The organism is Rahnella sp. 1L-D-7-B-C2 (assembly GCF_057290995.1).
The window spans coordinates 61,593-77,987 of sequence record NZ_JBXAVQ010000002.1 but is presented as its reverse complement, the minus strand read 5'-3'; the positions used below and the strand labels follow the sequence as shown (position 1 = coordinate 77,987).

12 protein-coding genes are annotated in these 16,395 nt (G+C 50.1%); 11 read left to right on the top strand and 1 reads right to left on the bottom strand.

Annotated features, from left to right (window positions below):
• Positions 1–58: 58 nt before the first annotated feature.
• From AC0Z7K_RS03890 to AC0Z7K_RS03855, 8 genes are all read left to right on the top strand, one after another.
• Complete coding sequence (locus tag AC0Z7K_RS03890; RefSeq protein ID WP_485612962.1) at positions 59–3,835, top strand: nitrate reductase subunit alpha; 3,777 nt, start codon at positions 59–61, stop codon at positions 3,833–3,835.
• Positions 3,832–5,367 (top strand): nitrate reductase subunit beta, encoded by a 1,536-nt coding sequence (narH, locus tag AC0Z7K_RS03885; protein WP_485612960.1) that lies wholly within the window; start codon positions 3,832–3,834, stop codon positions 5,365–5,367. The genes AC0Z7K_RS03890 and narH overlap by 4 nt, the downstream gene beginning before the upstream one ends.
• On the top strand, positions 5,367–6,089 hold the full coding sequence (gene narJ / locus AC0Z7K_RS03880; protein WP_485612958.1) for a nitrate reductase molybdenum cofactor assembly chaperone: 723 nt from the start codon (positions 5,367–5,369) through the stop codon (positions 6,087–6,089). The genes narH and narJ overlap by 1 nt, the downstream gene beginning before the upstream one ends.
• Positions 6,086–6,766: a respiratory nitrate reductase subunit gamma gene (gene narI, locus AC0Z7K_RS03875; RefSeq protein WP_413529556.1), complete on the top strand. Its 681-nt coding sequence runs from the start codon at positions 6,086–6,088 to the stop codon at positions 6,764–6,766. The genes narJ and narI overlap by 4 nt, the downstream gene beginning before the upstream one ends.
• A gap of 95 nt (positions 6,767–6,861) precedes the next feature.
• Complete coding sequence (locus AC0Z7K_RS03870; RefSeq protein WP_112168948.1) at positions 6,862–7,101, top strand: hypothetical protein; 240 nt, start codon at positions 6,862–6,864, stop codon at positions 7,099–7,101.
• Positions 7,102–7,268: 167 nt separating this feature from the next.
• Positions 7,269–8,132 (top strand): D-amino-acid transaminase, encoded by an 864-nt coding sequence (locus AC0Z7K_RS03865; RefSeq protein ID WP_485612955.1) that lies wholly within the window; start codon positions 7,269–7,271, stop codon positions 8,130–8,132.
• Between the two features lie 763 nt (positions 8,133–8,895).
• Complete coding sequence (locus AC0Z7K_RS03860) at positions 8,896–9,549, top strand: response regulator transcription factor (protein WP_485612953.1); 654 nt, start codon at positions 8,896–8,898, stop codon at positions 9,547–9,549.
• Positions 9,550–9,581: 32 nt separating this feature from the next.
• Positions 9,582–11,117 carry an EAL domain-containing protein gene (locus tag AC0Z7K_RS03855; RefSeq protein WP_485612952.1) on the top strand — a complete coding sequence of 512 codons (1,536 nt, stop codon included), beginning with the start codon at positions 9,582–9,584 and terminating at the stop codon, positions 11,115–11,117.
• Positions 11,118–11,153: 36 nt separating this feature from the next.
• Here AC0Z7K_RS03855 and AC0Z7K_RS03850 read toward each other — a convergent pair whose 3' ends face one another.
• A complete protein-coding gene (locus AC0Z7K_RS03850) occupies positions 11,154–11,858 on the bottom strand; it encodes a DUF2461 domain-containing protein (RefSeq protein WP_485613380.1) in 705 nt (234 codons plus the stop codon).
• A gap of 584 nt (positions 11,859–12,442) precedes the next feature.
• On the opposite strand from AC0Z7K_RS03850, the gene AC0Z7K_RS03845 reads away from it, so the two are divergent.
• From AC0Z7K_RS03845 to AC0Z7K_RS03835, 3 genes are all read left to right on the top strand, one after another.
• The gene (locus AC0Z7K_RS03845) at positions 12,443–12,991 is read left to right on the top strand and encodes a fimbrial protein (protein WP_485613378.1); all 549 of its coding nucleotides are present in this window, start codon (positions 12,443–12,445) and stop codon (positions 12,989–12,991) included.
• 194 nt (positions 12,992–13,185) lie between these two features.
• The gene (locus tag AC0Z7K_RS03840) at positions 13,186–13,848 is read left to right on the top strand and encodes a fimbria/pilus periplasmic chaperone (protein ID WP_485612950.1); all 663 of its coding nucleotides are present in this window, start codon (positions 13,186–13,188) and stop codon (positions 13,846–13,848) included.
• Positions 13,832–16,393 (top strand): fimbrial outer membrane usher protein, encoded by a 2,562-nt coding sequence (locus tag AC0Z7K_RS03835; protein WP_485612948.1) that lies wholly within the window; start codon positions 13,832–13,834, stop codon positions 16,391–16,393. The genes AC0Z7K_RS03840 and AC0Z7K_RS03835 overlap by 17 nt, the downstream gene beginning before the upstream one ends.
• Positions 16,394–16,395 lie beyond the last annotated feature (2 nt).

Here is a 16,395-nt window from a genome sequence, read left to right as displayed (position 1 = left end):
TTCCCCGACATTCACATAACGACAAAGCGCCACAGGCCTTTGCACAGGAGATTCCCGGATGAGCAAGTTTCTTGACCGGTTTCGCTATTTCAAACAGCTAGCTGAACCCTTCGCTGATGGCCACGGCCAGACGCTGAATACCAACCGTGACTGGGAAGACGGCTACCGTAGCCGCTGGCAGCACGATAAAGTGGTCCGTTCCACGCACGGTGTGAACTGCACCGGTTCATGCAGCTGGAAGATTTACGTCAAAAACGGTCTGGTCACCTGGGAAACCCAGCAGACTGACTATCCGCGCACCCGTCCGGATCTGCCAAACCATGAACCACGCGGCTGCCCGCGTGGTGCCAGCTACTCCTGGTATCTCTACAGCGCCAACCGTCTGAAATATCCGCTGATGCGCAAAAAGCTCATCCAGCTGTGGCGCGAAGCCAAACTGACCTACAGCGATCCGGTCGATGCCTGGGGTTCAATCGTCAGTCAGCCAGAAAAAGCCAAAGAATATAAAGCCGCACGCGGACGTGGCGGTTTTGTACGTTCCAGCTGGCAGGAAGTGAACGAGCTTATCGCGGCCTCCAACGTTTATACCGCCAAAACCTTCGGCCCGGATCGCATTATCGGCTTCTCGCCAATACCTGCGATGTCGATGGTGTCTTATGCCTCCGGCGCGCGCTATCTGTCGCTGATCGGTGGCGTGTGTCTGAGCTTCTATGACTGGTATTGCGATCTGCCACCGGCCTCTCCGCAGACCTGGGGCGAGCAGACTGACGTACCTGAATCCGCTGACTGGTACAACTCTTCTTATATTATCGCCTGGGGTTCCAACGTTCCGCAGACCCGTACCCCGGACGCCCACTTCTTCACTGAAGTACGTTACAAAGGCACCAAAACAGTAGCGATCACCCCGGACTATGCAGAAATCGCCAAGATTTGCGATCAGTGGCTGGCACCGAAACAGGGTACTGACAGCGCGCTGGCGCTGGCCATGGGCCATGTGATCCTTAAAAACTTCCATATCGACAATCCAAGCCAGTACTTCACTGACTACGTGCGTCGTTATACCGACATGCCGATGCTGGTCATGCTCGAACCGCGCGAAGATGGCTCCTACGCCGCAGGCCGTATGCTGCGCGCGTCCGATCTGGTGGATAAACTGGGTCAGGAAAATAATCCGCAGTGGAAAACCATCGCCTTTGATGAAAACACCGGTGAACTGGTGTCGCCGTTAGGTTCGATCGGTTACCGCTGGGGCGAGAAAGGTCAGTGGAATCTCGAATCCCGCGAAGGCAAAGAGCACAAAGAGGTCAGCCTGCAGCTGAGCCTGCTGGGTAATCACGATGATGTAGTGAACGTCGGGTATCCATACTTCGGCGGCGCGGTCAGCGAGCATTTTAACAGCGTGGCACTGGAAGAAATTCTGATGCACAAACTGCCGGTGAAACGCCTGCAGCTGGCTGACGGCAGCACCGGTCTGGTGGCGAGCGTTTACGATCTGACGCTGGCGAACTACGGGATTGAACGCGGCCTGAACGATGAAAACTGCGCGCAACGCTTTGACGAAATCAAAGCCTACACGCCAGCCTGGGCTGAGAAAATCACCGGCGTATCGCAGCAAAATATCGAGCGCATTGCTCACGAGTTTGCCGATAACGCCAACAAAACCCACGGTCGTTCGATGATCATCGTGGGTGCCGGGATGAACCACTGGTATCACCTCGACATGAACTACCGTGGCCTGATCAACATGCTGGTGTTCTGCGGCTGCGTCGGTCAGAGCGGCGGCGGCTGGGCTCATTACGTTGGTCAGGAAAAACTGCGTCCGCAAACCGGCTGGCAACCTCTGGCTTTCGGTCTCGACTGGCAGCGTCCGCCGCGTCAGATGAACAGCACCTCGTTCTTCTATAACCATTCCAGTCAGTGGCGTTACGAAACCGTCGCGCCGCAGGAACTGCTGTCGCCGCTGGCGGATAAATCCCAATTCACTGGCAGCATGATCGACTACAACGTCCGCGCCGAGCGCATGGGCTGGTTGCCGTCTGCGCCGCAGCTTAACGTTAACCCGCTACATATCGCAGAGCAGGCGAAAGCCGCCGGGCAGTCTCCGGCTGATTTCACCGTCGCGGCACTCAAAGATGGCAGCGTGCGCTTCGCCGCCGAACAACCGGATAATCCGCAGAACTTCCCGCGCAACCTGTTCGTCTGGCGCTCTAATCTGCTGGGCTCGTCCGGTAAAGGCCACGAATACATGCTCAAGTATCTGCTGGGTACCGAACACGGTATTCAGGGAGAAGATTTGGGCGTGCAGGGCGGCGTGATGCCGGAGGAAGTCGAATGGCAGGCGCAGGGCGGCGAAGGCAAACTGGATCTGGTGGTAACACTTGATTTCCGTATGTCCAGCACCTGTCTCTATTCCGACATCGTTCTGCCGACTGCAACCTGGTACGAAAAAGACGATATGAATACCTCGGATATGCATCCGTTTATTCATCCGCTGTCCGCCGCCGTTGACCCGGCGTGGGATTCCAAAAGCGACTGGGAAATCTACAAGGGTATCGCCAAAGAGTTCTCCCGCGTCTGCGTCGGTCATCTCGGCGTGGAAACTGACCTTGTCACGCTGCCAATCCAGCACGATTCCGCTGCCGAACTGGCGCAACCATTTGGTGTGGAAGACTGGAAAAAAGGCGAGTGTGATCTGATCCCTGGCCGTACCGCACCGCATCTGATGGTTGTCGAACGCGATTATCCGAACACCTACGAGCGCTTCACCTCCGTAGGACCGTTGCTCGAAAAACTGGGTAACGGTGGTAAAGGGATCAACTGGAACACTGACAGCGAAGTCGATCTGCTCAAAAAGCTGAACTACACCAAGCTGGAAGGCGCGGCCATCGGGCGACCTTGTATTGAAACGGCGATTGATGCTGCCGAAGTTATTCTGACGCTGGCACCGGAAACCAACGGTCAGGTCGCTGTTAAAGCCTGGGCAGCGCTGAGCGCTAACACGGGCCGCGACCACACACATCTGGCACTGAATAAAGAAGACGAGAAAATTCGCTTCCGCGATATTCAGGCTCAGCCGCGTAAAATTATCTCCAGCCCGACCTGGTCAGGTCTGGAAGATGAGCATGTTTCCTACAACGCCTGTTACACCAACGTTCATGAGCTAATCCCATGGCGCACACTGTCTGGCCGTCAGCAGCTGTATCAGGACCATGCGTGGATGCGTGCCTTCGGCGAAAGCCTGCTGGTTTACCGTCCGCCAATCGACACCCGAGCCGCGCAGCCACTGCTGAACGCCAAACCAAACGGTAACCCGGAAATGGCGCTGAACTTCCTGACGCCACACCAGAAATGGGGCATTCACTCCACTTACAGCGACAACCTGCTGATGCTGACCTTAGGTCGCGGCGGTCCGATTGTCTGGCTGAGTGAAGACGATGCGACAAAACTGGGCATCGAAGACAATGACTGGATCGAAGCCTTCAACGCCAACGGTTCGCTGAGTGCCCGTGCGGTCGTCAGCCAGCGCGTACCGGCGGGGATGACCATGATGTACCACGCGCAGGAACGCATTGTGAACATTCCGGGTTCTGAAATCACCCAACAGCGCGGCGGTATTCATAACTCCGTGACCCGCGTGTGCCCGAAACCGACCCATATGATCGGCGGCTACGCGCAGCTGTCTTACGGCTTCAACTACTACGGCACCGTCGGCTCAAACCGCGACGAGTTCGTGATTGTGCGCAAAATGAACCGTATCGACTGGTTAGATGATGAAGGCAACGACTTCGTGCAGGCCGCAGTCCTCCCTGACGAAGCACAGGAGAAAGCCAAATGAAAATTCGCTCACAAGTCGGCATGGTGCTGAATCTCGACAAATGCATTGGCTGCCACACCTGTTCTGTGACCTGTAAAAACGTCTGGACCAGCCGCGAAGGGATGGAGTACGCGTGGTTCAACAACGTCGAAACTAAACCGGGTCTGGGTTATCCGCACGACTGGGAAAACCAGGAGAAATGGAAGGGCGGCTGGATCCGTAAAATCAACGGCAAGCTGCAGCCGCGTATGGGTAATAAAGCCAATCTGCTGCACAAAATCTTCGCCAACCCGCATATGCCGGAAATCGATGATTATTATGAGCCGTTTGATTTTGACTATCAGCATCTGCATACCGCCAAAGACGGTAAGCATCAGCCTGTGGCACGTCCGCGCTCGCTGCTGACCGGCAAACGCATGAAGAAAATTGTCGGCGGCCCGAACTGGGAAGACGATCTGGGTACTGAGTTCAGCAAGCGCTCTGCCGATCAGAACTTCGCCAACATGCAAAAAGAGATGTACGGCGAGTTCGAAAACACCTTCATGGCGTATCTGCCGCGTCTGTGTGAACACTGCCTGAATCCGGCATGCGTGGCGACCTGTCCAAGCGGCGCTATCTATAAACGCGGCGAAGACGGCATCGTGCTGATCGATCAGGATAAATGCCGCGGCTGGCGCATGTGCCTGACCGGGTGTCCGTACAAAAAAATCTATTTCAACTGGAAAAGCGGCAAATCAGAAAAATGTATTTTCTGCTATCCGCGCATCGAAGCCGGTCAGCCAACGGTCTGTTCCGAAACCTGTGTCGGCCGTATCCGCTACCTCGGCGTGGTGCTGTATGACGCCGACCGTATCGCTGAAGCCGCTTCTGTCGAAAACGACAAAGATCTGTATGAAAGCCAGATGAGCATCTTCCTCGATCCGAACGATCCGGACGTTATCGCGCAGGCTGAAATTGACGGCATTCCGCTGTCAGTGATGGACGCCGCCCGTCAGTCACCGGTTTATAAAATGGCGATTGAATGGAAACTGGCGCTGCCGCTGCATCCGGAATACCGCACGTTGCCGATGGTCTGGTACGTACCGCCGCTGTCTCCAATTCAGTCCGCGGCCGACGCGGGCGCATTGCCGCACAGCGGCGTGCTGCCGGACGTCGAAAGCCTGCGTATTCCGGTGGAATATCTGGCGAACCTGCTGACCGCAGGCGACACCGCACCGGTGCTGCGCGCGCTGAAACGGATGCTGGCCATGCGTCACTTCAAACGTGCCGAAACGGTCGATGGCGTTGTGGATACCAGCGCGCTGGAGCAGGTCGGATTGTCACAGGCACAGGCGCAGGAAATGTACCGTTATCTGGCGATTGCTAACTACGAAGACCGTTTCGTGGTGCCTTCCAGCCACCGCGAACAGGCTCGCGAAGCCTTCCCGGAAGCCAAAGGCTGTGGTTTCAGCTTCGGCGACGGTTGCCACGGCAGCGACACTAAATTCAACCTGTTTAACAGCAAACGCATTGATGCCATCGACATCGGCGCGAAAACCGAAAGGAAAGGCTAATGAACAGCTTACGACTCATCGGATTACTGCTGGATTACCCGTCTGAAGACCTTTGGGAGCACCAGATCGAGTTGCTCGAAGCGGTAACCCAAGCTTCGGAACTGAACGCCGGACAGCGCCTTGATCTGGCGCTGTACATTACGGCGTTCTGCCAGAAAGATCTGCTGGATGCCCAGTCAGCGTACACCGCGATGTTCGATCGCGGCCGTGCCACCTCGCTGCTGCTGTTTGAACATGTTCACGGCGAATCCCGCGACCGCGGACAGGCGATGGTGGATTTGATGGAACAGTACCGCGAAGCCGGTTTGGAAATCGACAGCCGCGAGCTGCCGGATTACCTGCCGCTTTATCTGGAGTATCTGACCACCCGTGACGAGCAGCAGGCGCGTGAAGGCCTGCGTGATATCGCGCCGATCCTTGCGCTGCTCAGTGCCCGTTTACAGGAGCGCGACAGCCATTACGCCGAATTGTTTGATTTGCTGCTCGCGTTGTCTGGAAGTGACATTGTCACTGAATCAGTGCGTGAAGGCATCAAACAGGAAGCACGCGATGACACGCCCGCCGCGCTGGATGCGGTGTGGGAAGAGGAACAAATCAAGTTCCTCGGCGAACAAAGTTGTGCGAGTGGTGAAGAAGCTGCGCGCCAGAAACACTTCGCCGGTGCGGTTGCGCCACAGTATCTGAACCTTGACGACACACCTGCGGGGGAACCACGCAAATGACTGACTTCCTCAACAACTTTTTCTTCAATATTTATCCGTACCTGTGCGGCACGGTCTTTCTGGTCGGCAGCTGGCTGCGTTATGACTACGGCCAGTACAGCTGGCGCGCCGGTTCCAGCCAGATCCTCGAGAAAAAGATCCTGCGCATCGCTTCACCGCTGTTCCACGTCGGTATACTCGGCATTATTGCCGGTCACGCTTTCGGGATGCTGACCCCGCACTGGATGTACGAATCCTTCCTGCCGGTACCGGTTAAGCAGCAAATGGCGATGTGGGCGGGCGGCGCGTGCGGCGTGATGACGCTGATTGGCGGTGGTTTACTGCTGTGGCGTCGTCTGAGCAACGAACGTGTGCGTTCGACCTCAAGCTTCGGTGACATCATGATTATCGCGCTGCTGGTCATCCAGTGCGCGCTGGGGCTCGGCACCATTCCGTTCTCCGCGCAGCATATGGACGGCAGCGAAATGATGAAACTGGTTGGCTGGGCGCAGTCTGTTGTTACCTTCCACGGCGGTGCAGCCGAACATCTCGATGGCGTGGCGTTTATTTTCCGCGTCCATCTGGTGCTGGGCATGACATTATTCCTGCTGTTCCCGTTCTGCCGCTTAGTGCATATCTGGAGCGCACCGGTAGAATATCTCACCCGCCGCTATCAGCTGGTGCGTAATCGTCGCTGATTGACATCGCGGATTGTGAACTGTCTGTTTTGACATAAAAAAGAAGGGCGCTATGATGCGCCCTTATCTTTATTTTATTGCTCAAGGACGCACTGATGGCCACTCCAAGACAACCAATGACCGTAGCCCGTCGTTTATTACGCAACAGCATGATTTTGCTGGTAATCGGCGTCGTTGCCACACTCCATGGCCTGATCGTCGGCAGCCCTGACACGCCGGCGGGCGAAATGGCACCGCAGCTGTTGCTGGGTATCTGGTTTATATTTATGGGTGCGGTAATGGGGCTGATCAGCTGGCTGGTCATCCGCAACAAAAAGAAGAAAGGCCTGCTCTGAGCCTGAAAACGCACAATGAAAACGCTCTCCGGAGCGTTTTTTTATGCCCGGCGTGCGGGAAACCTGCGTTGAGTCAACATCCGTGGTTCAGTATTCACGCAATTTATCCTCTGTTATAAAGATATCTGCTAATAAAAATCCTATTCCACTTTTGCCAGGAAAATGACATGACCAGAACGGTATACCTCAACGGGGAGTTTGTTGCCGAGCAGGATGCGAAGGTGTCGGTATTTGATCGCGGTTTCTTATTTGCGGATGCGGTGTATGAAGTCAGCGCCGTGCTCAATGGTCGCCTGCTGGATAACGCCGCGCATCTGGCGCGCTTATCACGTTCCTGTCAGGCGCTGAACCTGCGACTGCCTTGCGAGTTGGAAGACATCGAAGCGCTGCAAAACCGACTCATCGCCGAGAACAGCCTTCAGGAAGGCGCGATTTACCTGCAAATCAGCCGGGGCAACAGCGGCGATCGCGATTTTGATTTTCCGGGTGAGAGTGTTAAACCGACATTTCTGATGTTTACACAGGCACGACCGCTGATTGATCACCCGAAATCGAAAACCGGCATCCGCATGGTCTCCGTGGAAGATATCCGCTGGCAGCGTCGCGATATCAAAACCGTCGGCCTGCTGGCGCCTTGTCTGGCCAAAGAGTACGCCCACCGCCACGACGCCGATGACGCCTTGCTGGTCGAAAACGGACTTATCACCGAAGCCAGTTCGAGCAATGCCTGGATTGTTGATGCTGATGGTAGGCTCATCACCCGCCCGCTGAGCACGCATATCCTGCATGGGATCACGCGTCAGGCGCTGCTGGCGCTGGCGAAGCAGCACGACATCCGGCTTGAGGAACGTCCGTTCACGCTGGAGGAAGCGATGAATGCACAGGAAGTGTTTATCAGCTCGGCGACGACGTTTATATGGCCGGTGATTTCCCTGAACGGGAAAGTCATTGGGGGCGGGGTGCCGGGGCCAGTGACGGGAAAATTACGGGAGATCTATGTGGCGGAGGCGAGGCGGGCGACCGCGGGGTAGGTTCAGTTGTAGCTACAACTTCAGGGTCAAGACCTTGGGTTGCCACCCAAACTGGCCTTAAGGGGGGCTTATCTCCGCCCCCTTAAGAATCCCGGGCTCTTTAAAACACGTGCCATGCAGACGGGCTATGTTTCAGAAGCCGTAGCTATTACCGCAAAATCTCGCCGCTGCGCGGTGCCCTCCGGTCGGGTTACAACCCGCGCAAAAGCCGCGCGGTTTTCCACCTCTCCCTCTGGCGCGATTTTTGAACGCGGCCACAGCTTTTTAGGTCACAACTTAACCGGCTCAGAAAAGGAAAAGAAAACCACCAACTGAAAACTTAAAAATGGTGAGATAGCGCCTTCCTCCCTCTTTGGCGGTTTCGGCGCGGTGTGTTAAGTGATCACTGCACATGAGAAACCGAAATATTCTCGATCATTACTCAAGCTACCATGCAGCAGCATCTGCAACGAGAAACCGAAATATTCTCGGTCATTTTTTCAGACCCGAAATTTGCCATTCAAAAACCATTCCTGGTTTAATTTAAATGAGATTATTCCTAGTTAATGTGCTATTAACACTTTGTTTAAGTTCTGTTTTGTCAGGATCCTGGTAGAATTTTATTCTAAAATAATACAAATACCTGACATTAATTGAAACATTCATCCCTCTCGCTGGTTTTTTCGTAATTATTGACCTAATCTTAAAATCTATTTCTAAATCAAAAATTCGAATTCGAGTTGATAAAATATAACGAGGATTTCATCAATGTAAGGAATAAAGAATGGCGTGGAAGAGAAGAGAAAAAGTGGCAATTATGGAGCCTCTTTCGCTGGTCAGTGATGTGATGACCCAGATCTTAAGAGAAGAGGGCGATATAATTATTGAAGGTGCACTTTATAATTTTGTTTCTCTTAAATCTTTGCTCGAATTAAGAAAGCTTGATGTGGTTTTCAGTGAAGTCTATGACGCCAGCACCTCAATAATCGAAGGTCTGGATTTCTTAAGAAAACTTAAAGCGCAATTCCCCGCTATTGATATTATCCTTCACACTGAAATTGAAATTCCAGCCTTGCTCATTCAAAGCAATGCCGATGCTATCTATATGAAACAACTCGATGTTAATGGCTGCCGTGCTTCGGCTGCCCAGATACTGAATGCGGAAAGTATGGTCAGCGTACTCTTTTACGAGGACAGAAAACTCAATTATAATTTTGACATGCTGAGTGACTATGAATGGGAGGTGCTTATTATGTTTAGCCAGCAGATGAGCATTACCAATATTGCGGATAAAATGAAAACTGATTACCGTCGCATTAGCCGGATGAAACATACTATTATGGATAAGCTGAAAATCACTAATAATGTGGCATTCAGTCAGTTGATGGCGCTGGCAGGGTGTAAATTTAGCGAGTATCCGCCAGTCACTTTACAATAATACGGCATCAACACTTTCATTTCAGGTACCCCATGAAGCCCGCAAATCCTTTTGGCCGACCACTGTTTTTCCTGCTGAGCACCTTGCTGCTGACTGCCGTGACGCTGGGCGGCACGCATCTGGTGGTGGCCGCTTATGACCGGGACGATTTGGCATTGTATGCCCGGCACATTATGGCGCGCGGGCTGGAAGTCGCCGATGAATCGCATAATATGGTTAATAATGTCAATGCGATACGTTTCGAATCCTGTAGTGACCGGTTTCTTGATGAGATCCGCTACCTCGCGTTTACCTCAGTGTTTATCTCAGATATCGGCTATACGAAAGACCGTCAGCTAAAATGTACCGCTATGCGCGGACGATTGCCGGAGCCGGTAACCCTGTCAATTCCCGATGCGGTTACCCGTTATGGCCAGCGCATCTGGACGTCGTTTAGCGGCATGGTTGATCCGCGCATTACTGCCGACATGATGGAATCTAAGAACGTCCTGCTGTTTCCTACACCCGCTGCATTTCGCGATATCTATGTACCCTATGACGGGTTTGGCGCAGTGTTGATAAACCACCAGCGCGATCATGTGTTCAGGCTGTTTGGGGAAACCGCGGGTCTGGATAAAGAAGTGAGCGGGTCGGGGCGTTTATCCTGGTGGCATCAGGCCAGTTTCTCTGAATGCAGCAAAAAATATGATATCTGCGTAATGGCCAGAAATACTCAGATTGGACTTTTCTCGCTGTCTGCCACTGCCGTCGTATTTATTACGCTTACCGGGCTACTGGCCGGCGCTATTTTCACCTTTGCCATTCTGCAATATCTTATAAATAACCGTTCCTTACAGAATAAACTTAAAACGGCCATCAGCTGTGATGATATCTATATCAACTATCAGCCATTTGTGGAAATTAAAACGGGTAAGGTAATAGGCTACGAAGCCTTAGCCCGCTGGAAAGATATTAATGGCGATAATATTCCGCCAGACGTGTTCATCAAACTCGCAGAATCTACTAATCAGATCAAAGGATTAACCCGTTCCGTCGTCGCCCGTACGTTGCGGGAAATGTCACCGCTGCTGCGCGAAAATAAATCACTCTTCGTGAGTATTAATATCACCACCGCCGATGTAACGGATTCAGAATTCAAAGTCTTTCTGGAAGAAGAGATCGACAAAGGCGGATTTGATCGCAGGCAGATTGTATTAGAGATAACCGAGCGTTCAACGGCGGATCATCGGCTTCTTAAAGATGCGCTGGTGCGACTCAGAGAGTACGGCTATCGCATCGCGCTGGATGATTTCGGTACCGGGTATTCTAATTTGGATTATCTGAGCAAGCTCTCTTTCGACATTATCAAGATCGACAAAATATTCACCGATGCAATTGGCATCGAGTCGGTCAGTTTCCGCATGCTCAAAATGATACTGGAGATGCTCGCCCAGACTGGTTCAAAGATCATTGTCGAGGGCATAGAAGAACAGCATCAGGCAGATTTCTTACTGGCGCATTACCCGAAGATTATCGCGCAAGGTTGGTTATACGGTAAGCCAGTGGGGATCGAAAAAGTTCTGCCCTGACATGGATAAACGGGGCATATGTGCCCCTGTTCCCCCTTACTCGCCCAGCGCCAGCTGATTTTTCTTCATCCCTTCAATCTTCATCAGCATGTGATACAGCGGCGAGATGCGATGAAAATCTTTGCTTAAAATCCCCACCAGCTCGCCCGAGAACAGCGGATCCATATCCATATGGGCACTGATCAGCGCAAAAGACTTCTTGTTGTACCAGGCCGCCAGCGCCGGATCCTGCTCTTTCACCAGAGGGCGTTTATAGCTGTCACCTTCAATGGTGAAATTCGGTTCGATGCATTTCGCCATCTGCAAAAATTCCTCCGGCTTATGCAGCAGCTGCTGGCGAAACAAATCCATTGTGGTCCTTGATGCGCTGTAATAGCCCAGACCGTAACGCCACCAGTCCTGCCCGAACTCGAAGAAATAGGTCGGCGCATCGGTCCAGTTCTTACGCGAACGCTTGAACGTCAGCCAGAGGTTACAGCGGTAAATCGACTTGTCGTTCGAAAAGCGCGTATCCCGGTGCATTCTGGATATCGTCTTACCAATCGCCGGGCGCACTTCAAACAGGTCATCAATCACCACCATATCCTGACTCAGGTCTTCCACCAGCTTGCGCATCGGCTCCAGCAGATGCTGCTGATAGATATCGCGGTGCTCTTCAAACCACTCTTTGTCGTTGTTCTGCCGCAGCTCCTGCAAAAAGGTCAGTCCAGCCTGCGTAAAACCTGTAAATGCTCCCATGATGTTCCCTTTTATCTGTCACAAAGCCAATGAGCTGTGTATTTAAACAGTATCGCTGAAGGCGGAAAGGAGATCAAAGGGGGATTCAGCTTTTAGGGCTGAAAAATAAAGGTATGCAAAAACGGTAGATTACGAAGAAAGCAGATTATTGCTCTATATCAATATTTACAGAATCATGACGCTAATATCAGCCTGGAAACGTTTTATCGTTTAACTATTAAAATGCTTTGAATAAATAATCCGCAGAATGTTTATTAGCTAACCGGTTATAGATATAAATGTCAGAGTTTATCTTTGCATGTTTAATTAATCTGAGAATATTCCTAGTTAAGAAAGTGTAAGTTTGAAATATGTTTTCAGGATGTTAATGAGAATTGCAGATTATTTCACTGTGATAAAAGCGGTTTTACATCAATTCTTTTATGAAATAGATGGGTGGCACATATTTTTTAGAATTAAAAACTGACTTATGTGTTTTGAGTGGATTTGTTTGCTGAATCTTGTCGTGACTTTATGATTATCACCTCTGGCAAGCAGTTCAAAGTGGGTTGCGTCAGAAGGAAATTAATCTAATGGAGAAACAACGCATGAATAAGAAAATTTTGGTGGCTTGTGGTTTGCTGGTAGCGGGATATTCAATGACGGCTTCTGCTGTATCTGATAACACCATTTCATTTCAGGGTGAAGTGACTGATGAAACGTGTTCTTTGACCGTCAACGGTAATGAAACTGCGCCAATTATTCTATTACCCACTGTATCTACCTCTGATTTAGCTGCTTCAGGTGATGTTATTGGTGCGACGACATTTGAAATGGGTGTGACGGGTTGTACTGGCACCAGTGGGTCAGATGCTACTGAAACAACCATCAAAACCGTATTTGCCGGAAATTTAGTTGATACCACCAATGGTACTTTGGGAAATACAGGTACTGCTAAGAATGTAACGGTCCAGATTGTCGATACTGAAGGTGAAGACATCGATCTGAATACAACATATACCTCTGATGGCGACCTTTCATTGCAAGCCGGAGAAACCGACGCTACAGCAACGTACACCGCTCGGTACTATGCCACTGGCGCTGCTACAGCCGGTACGGTTGCGGCTTCTATGCAGTACGCAATTTCTTACCAGTAATTGTAAATAAACAGTGAGATGGCAGGTTTCTGCCATCTTATTTTTATCGGGGGCAGGTTGTCACTGGTATCTAACAAATTTATAAGTTTACTATTTAAATGTTTAATAATTATTCTTTAATTACCAAAATATCGGGTATGTTTATTTTGTTGATGTCATGCTTGTTTCCCGTAATGGCATTTTCAAGTGTTACAATGATTGGCAACAGAATCATTTATCCCTCCGACAGCGCTTCAGTAGACGTTGAATTCCGTAATAAGGATATAATCCCTTATGCGGTACAGACATGGCTGGATGATGGTGATGACGAATCAACGCCTGCGACGGGTAAAGCCCCGTTCATTGTTTCTCCTGCGCTGTTTCGTATTTCGGGTAACGGTGGCCAGGTGCTTCGTATTGCATTCAATGGAGCACGTAATTTACCCCAGGATCGGGAATCTATTTTTTACTTTAATTTCCTGCAAATACCGCCAATAAATGCGGGTGATGAAAGTGCTCAGAAAAAAAATAAAATGCTGATCATGCTAAAGAATCGCGTAAAAGTTTTTTACAGACCCTCGTCGATTTCTTTAGACAGTAAACTTTTATTTGAAAAAATTAACGTGACATCATCAAAGGGGAGTAATGGCACATCTATTAATATAGAAAATAACTCCCCATTTTATGCATCACTGATTGATGTACAAGTAAAACAAGGTGGACAGCTCTTTAAGCAGAAAGCAGATATGATTGCACCGTTTTCAAAAGGGAGCATCGTATTCAAAAAAATCCAGGATCTGAAAAGTACGACAGTTATTGTTGATTATCTCAATGATCAGGGCGCAAGGATGAGCCACGAGTATGAAATCAATCACTAATAAAACAAAACTGACACCTTCGCTTTTAGCCGTCTGTATTATGGCCAGTTGTAGTCAGTCTGCTATTGCCGAAGATTTCTATTTCGATCCTACTTTGTTGCAAGGATCTGGCGTATCGGTGAATCTGGAAAAACTTAACGAAAAGGTTGTTAGCGCGGAGGTAGGAACTTATCGCGTAGATCTCTATGTAAATAATAAATTGATTAAAGAAAATACAGAGATCACGTTTAGCCGTAAATCTGAGGGCGATAATGACACTGTTCAGCCTTGCTTAAATGCTGAAGATATAAAATTGATTCAGCTGAAACCAGATACGGTCAGCCTGATTCCAGTCGGTGATAAATGTGTCTGGTTTTCCGATCTGTCAAAAGCGTCATCATGGGAACTTGAACAGTCAACGCAAAAACTGAAACTGCTGATCCCGCAAAGTCTGCTCTATCGTCAGCCACGCGGTTATATTCCGGTATCTCAGTGGGACAGCGGCGGTCTGGGTTTATTTGTTAAGCACAACACCAACTATTATGAGACCAGTAACACCGGTGGATATAAAACGAAGAACTTGTGGAGCGGGCTAAACAGCGGCACCAATATAGGTCTTTGGCAATTAAGAAATCAGTCAAATCTGCGCTATACCGATAACAACGGGCGGATCAGTCATAAATGGACCAGCGTGCGTACCAATGCCCAGCGACCGTTACCCTTTATTAATTCATTGGTGACTATCGGTGATAGTTATACCAACAGCAGCCTGTTTGGCAGCCTGTCTTTCAATGGGGTAAAACTTGCCAGCGATACCCGAATGATGCCCCAGGGCAAACGCGGTTATGCGCCTGAAGTGCGTGGCGTTGCCAGTACCACCGCCCGCGTGGTGGTCAGCCAGCTCGGTAAGACTATTTATGAAACCGTGGTTTCGCCCGGTCCCTTTGTTATTGATGATTTATCTAATACAAAAGGTCAGGGTGATCTTCTGGTTACGGTCATTGAAGCTAACGGACAAAAGTCATCCTTTACCGTTCCCTATTCAGCTGTACCTGATTCGATTCGTCCGGGATCATGGAACTATGAACTGGCGCTGGGCAAGGTGCGCAAATATTACAACGTTGACAACGAGTTCGTTGAAGGTGTGCTGCAACGCGGGATCAGCAACCGCTTTACAGGTAACGCCGGTGTGCGCCTGGCAAAAGATTACGAAGCCTATTTGCTCGGTGGTGTCATGGCCACGCAATTTGGTGCTATCGGGCTTAACACGACCTATTCACATGCCGTGGCTGAAAATAATAAAACCCAGTCAGGGTGGCGCGCCGAGGCCAGTTATAGCAAAACTTTTACAACAGGAACGAACCTGACGCTGGCTGCATACCGTTATTCTACGAAGGGTTTCCGCGATCTGCAGGATGTGCTGGGCGTAAGACGTGCAGCAGAAAATACGACAACTTACTATTCGGATACGTTAAGTCAAAAGAATCAGTTCAACGCCACTATTGCGCAAAGTTTTGATACTTATGGCTCATTGTCACTTAATGCCAGTACTTCTGATTATTACAGCAATAATTCCCGTATTACCCAATTGCAGTTGGGGTATAGCAACACCTATAAAAAAATTAGCTATAACATTAACGTAGGCAGACAACGGACCAGCTACAGTACCCGCAGCAATTATTACAGCGACGCTGATTACAGCGATAATCGTCAGAAATATACCGAGAATACTGTATCAATTGGTTTCTCAATGCCACTGGACTGGAAAGACTCACGATCAAATGTTTCGTTCAATCTTGCGAAAAACAAAACATCAGAATCAGCAACGACCAGTCTCTCAGGTACCGTGGGGGAGAGGAGTAATTTATCGTATTCCTTATACAGCGGCGTAGAGAACTATCAAAGCAGCGGTAATCAAATGACATGGGGCGGCTCTTTGCAACAGAACACCTCCAAAGGTGCATTCCGCGGTTCTTATTCGCAAGGCACAGGTTATAAACAATTTGGTATGGGAACATCAGGCACCTTACTTATTCATCCGGGCGGCGTGACCTATGGGCCATACGTCAGCGATACCTTTGCACTCGTAAAAGCCAAAGGTGCCAAAGGGGCAGAGATTAAGAACGGGCAGGGTGCGAAAATAGACAGTTTTGGCTACGCCATTATGCCGTCTTTATCGCCTTATCGTTATAACACCGTGAGTTTAGATCCAAAGGGATTAAACTCAAAAGTGGATATTCAAGGCGGCAGTCAGCAGGTGGTGCCTTATTCCGGTGCTATCGTTCAGGTCAATTTTGAAACAATATCAGGCCAGCAGGTATTGATAAACACTACACTCAGCGATAAACAAATGATCCCGATGGGCGCAGATGTGACCGATAAAGACGGCAAGAGTTTAGGTATGGTCGGGCAGGCCGGGCAGATATATGCACGAATTAATGATCGTTCCGGTGTGTTATTTGTTTCATGGGGTAAGGAAAAGTCAGAGCAGTGCCGGATTAATTATCAGTTATCTGCCACTGCGGATAATGAATTTGTTCAAATGACGTTGCCTTGTCAAATTTAAAA

Bases quoted from the DNA above. Each gene is read 5' to 3' on its own strand.
- narI (WP_413529556.1), top strand. From the start codon at position 6,086: ATGACTGACTTCCTCAACAACTTTTTCTTCAATATTTATCCGTACCTG.
- narJ (WP_485612958.1), top strand. From the start codon at position 5,367: ATGAACAGCTTACGACTCATCGGATTACTGCTGGATTACCCGTCTGAA.
- AC0Z7K_RS03840 (WP_485612950.1), top strand. From the start codon at position 13,186: ATGATTGGCAACAGAATCATTTATCCCTCCGACAGCGCTTCAGTAGAC.
- AC0Z7K_RS03870 (WP_112168948.1), top strand. From the start codon at position 6,862: ATGGCCACTCCAAGACAACCAATGACCGTAGCCCGTCGTTTATTACGC.
- AC0Z7K_RS03845 (WP_485613378.1), top strand. From the start codon at position 12,443: ATGAATAAGAAAATTTTGGTGGCTTGTGGTTTGCTGGTAGCGGGATAT.
- AC0Z7K_RS03855 (WP_485612952.1), top strand. From the start codon at position 9,582: ATGAAGCCCGCAAATCCTTTTGGCCGACCACTGTTTTTCCTGCTGAGC.
- AC0Z7K_RS03865 (WP_485612955.1), top strand. From the start codon at position 7,269: ATGACCAGAACGGTATACCTCAACGGGGAGTTTGTTGCCGAGCAGGAT.
- AC0Z7K_RS03835 (WP_485612948.1), top strand. From the start codon at position 13,832: ATGAAATCAATCACTAATAAAACAAAACTGACACCTTCGCTTTTAGCC.
- narH (WP_485612960.1), top strand. From the start codon at position 3,832: ATGAAAATTCGCTCACAAGTCGGCATGGTGCTGAATCTCGACAAATGC.
- AC0Z7K_RS03860 (WP_485612953.1), top strand. From the start codon at position 8,896: ATGGCGTGGAAGAGAAGAGAAAAAGTGGCAATTATGGAGCCTCTTTCG.
- AC0Z7K_RS03890 (WP_485612962.1), top strand. From the start codon at position 59: ATGAGCAAGTTTCTTGACCGGTTTCGCTATTTCAAACAGCTAGCTGAA.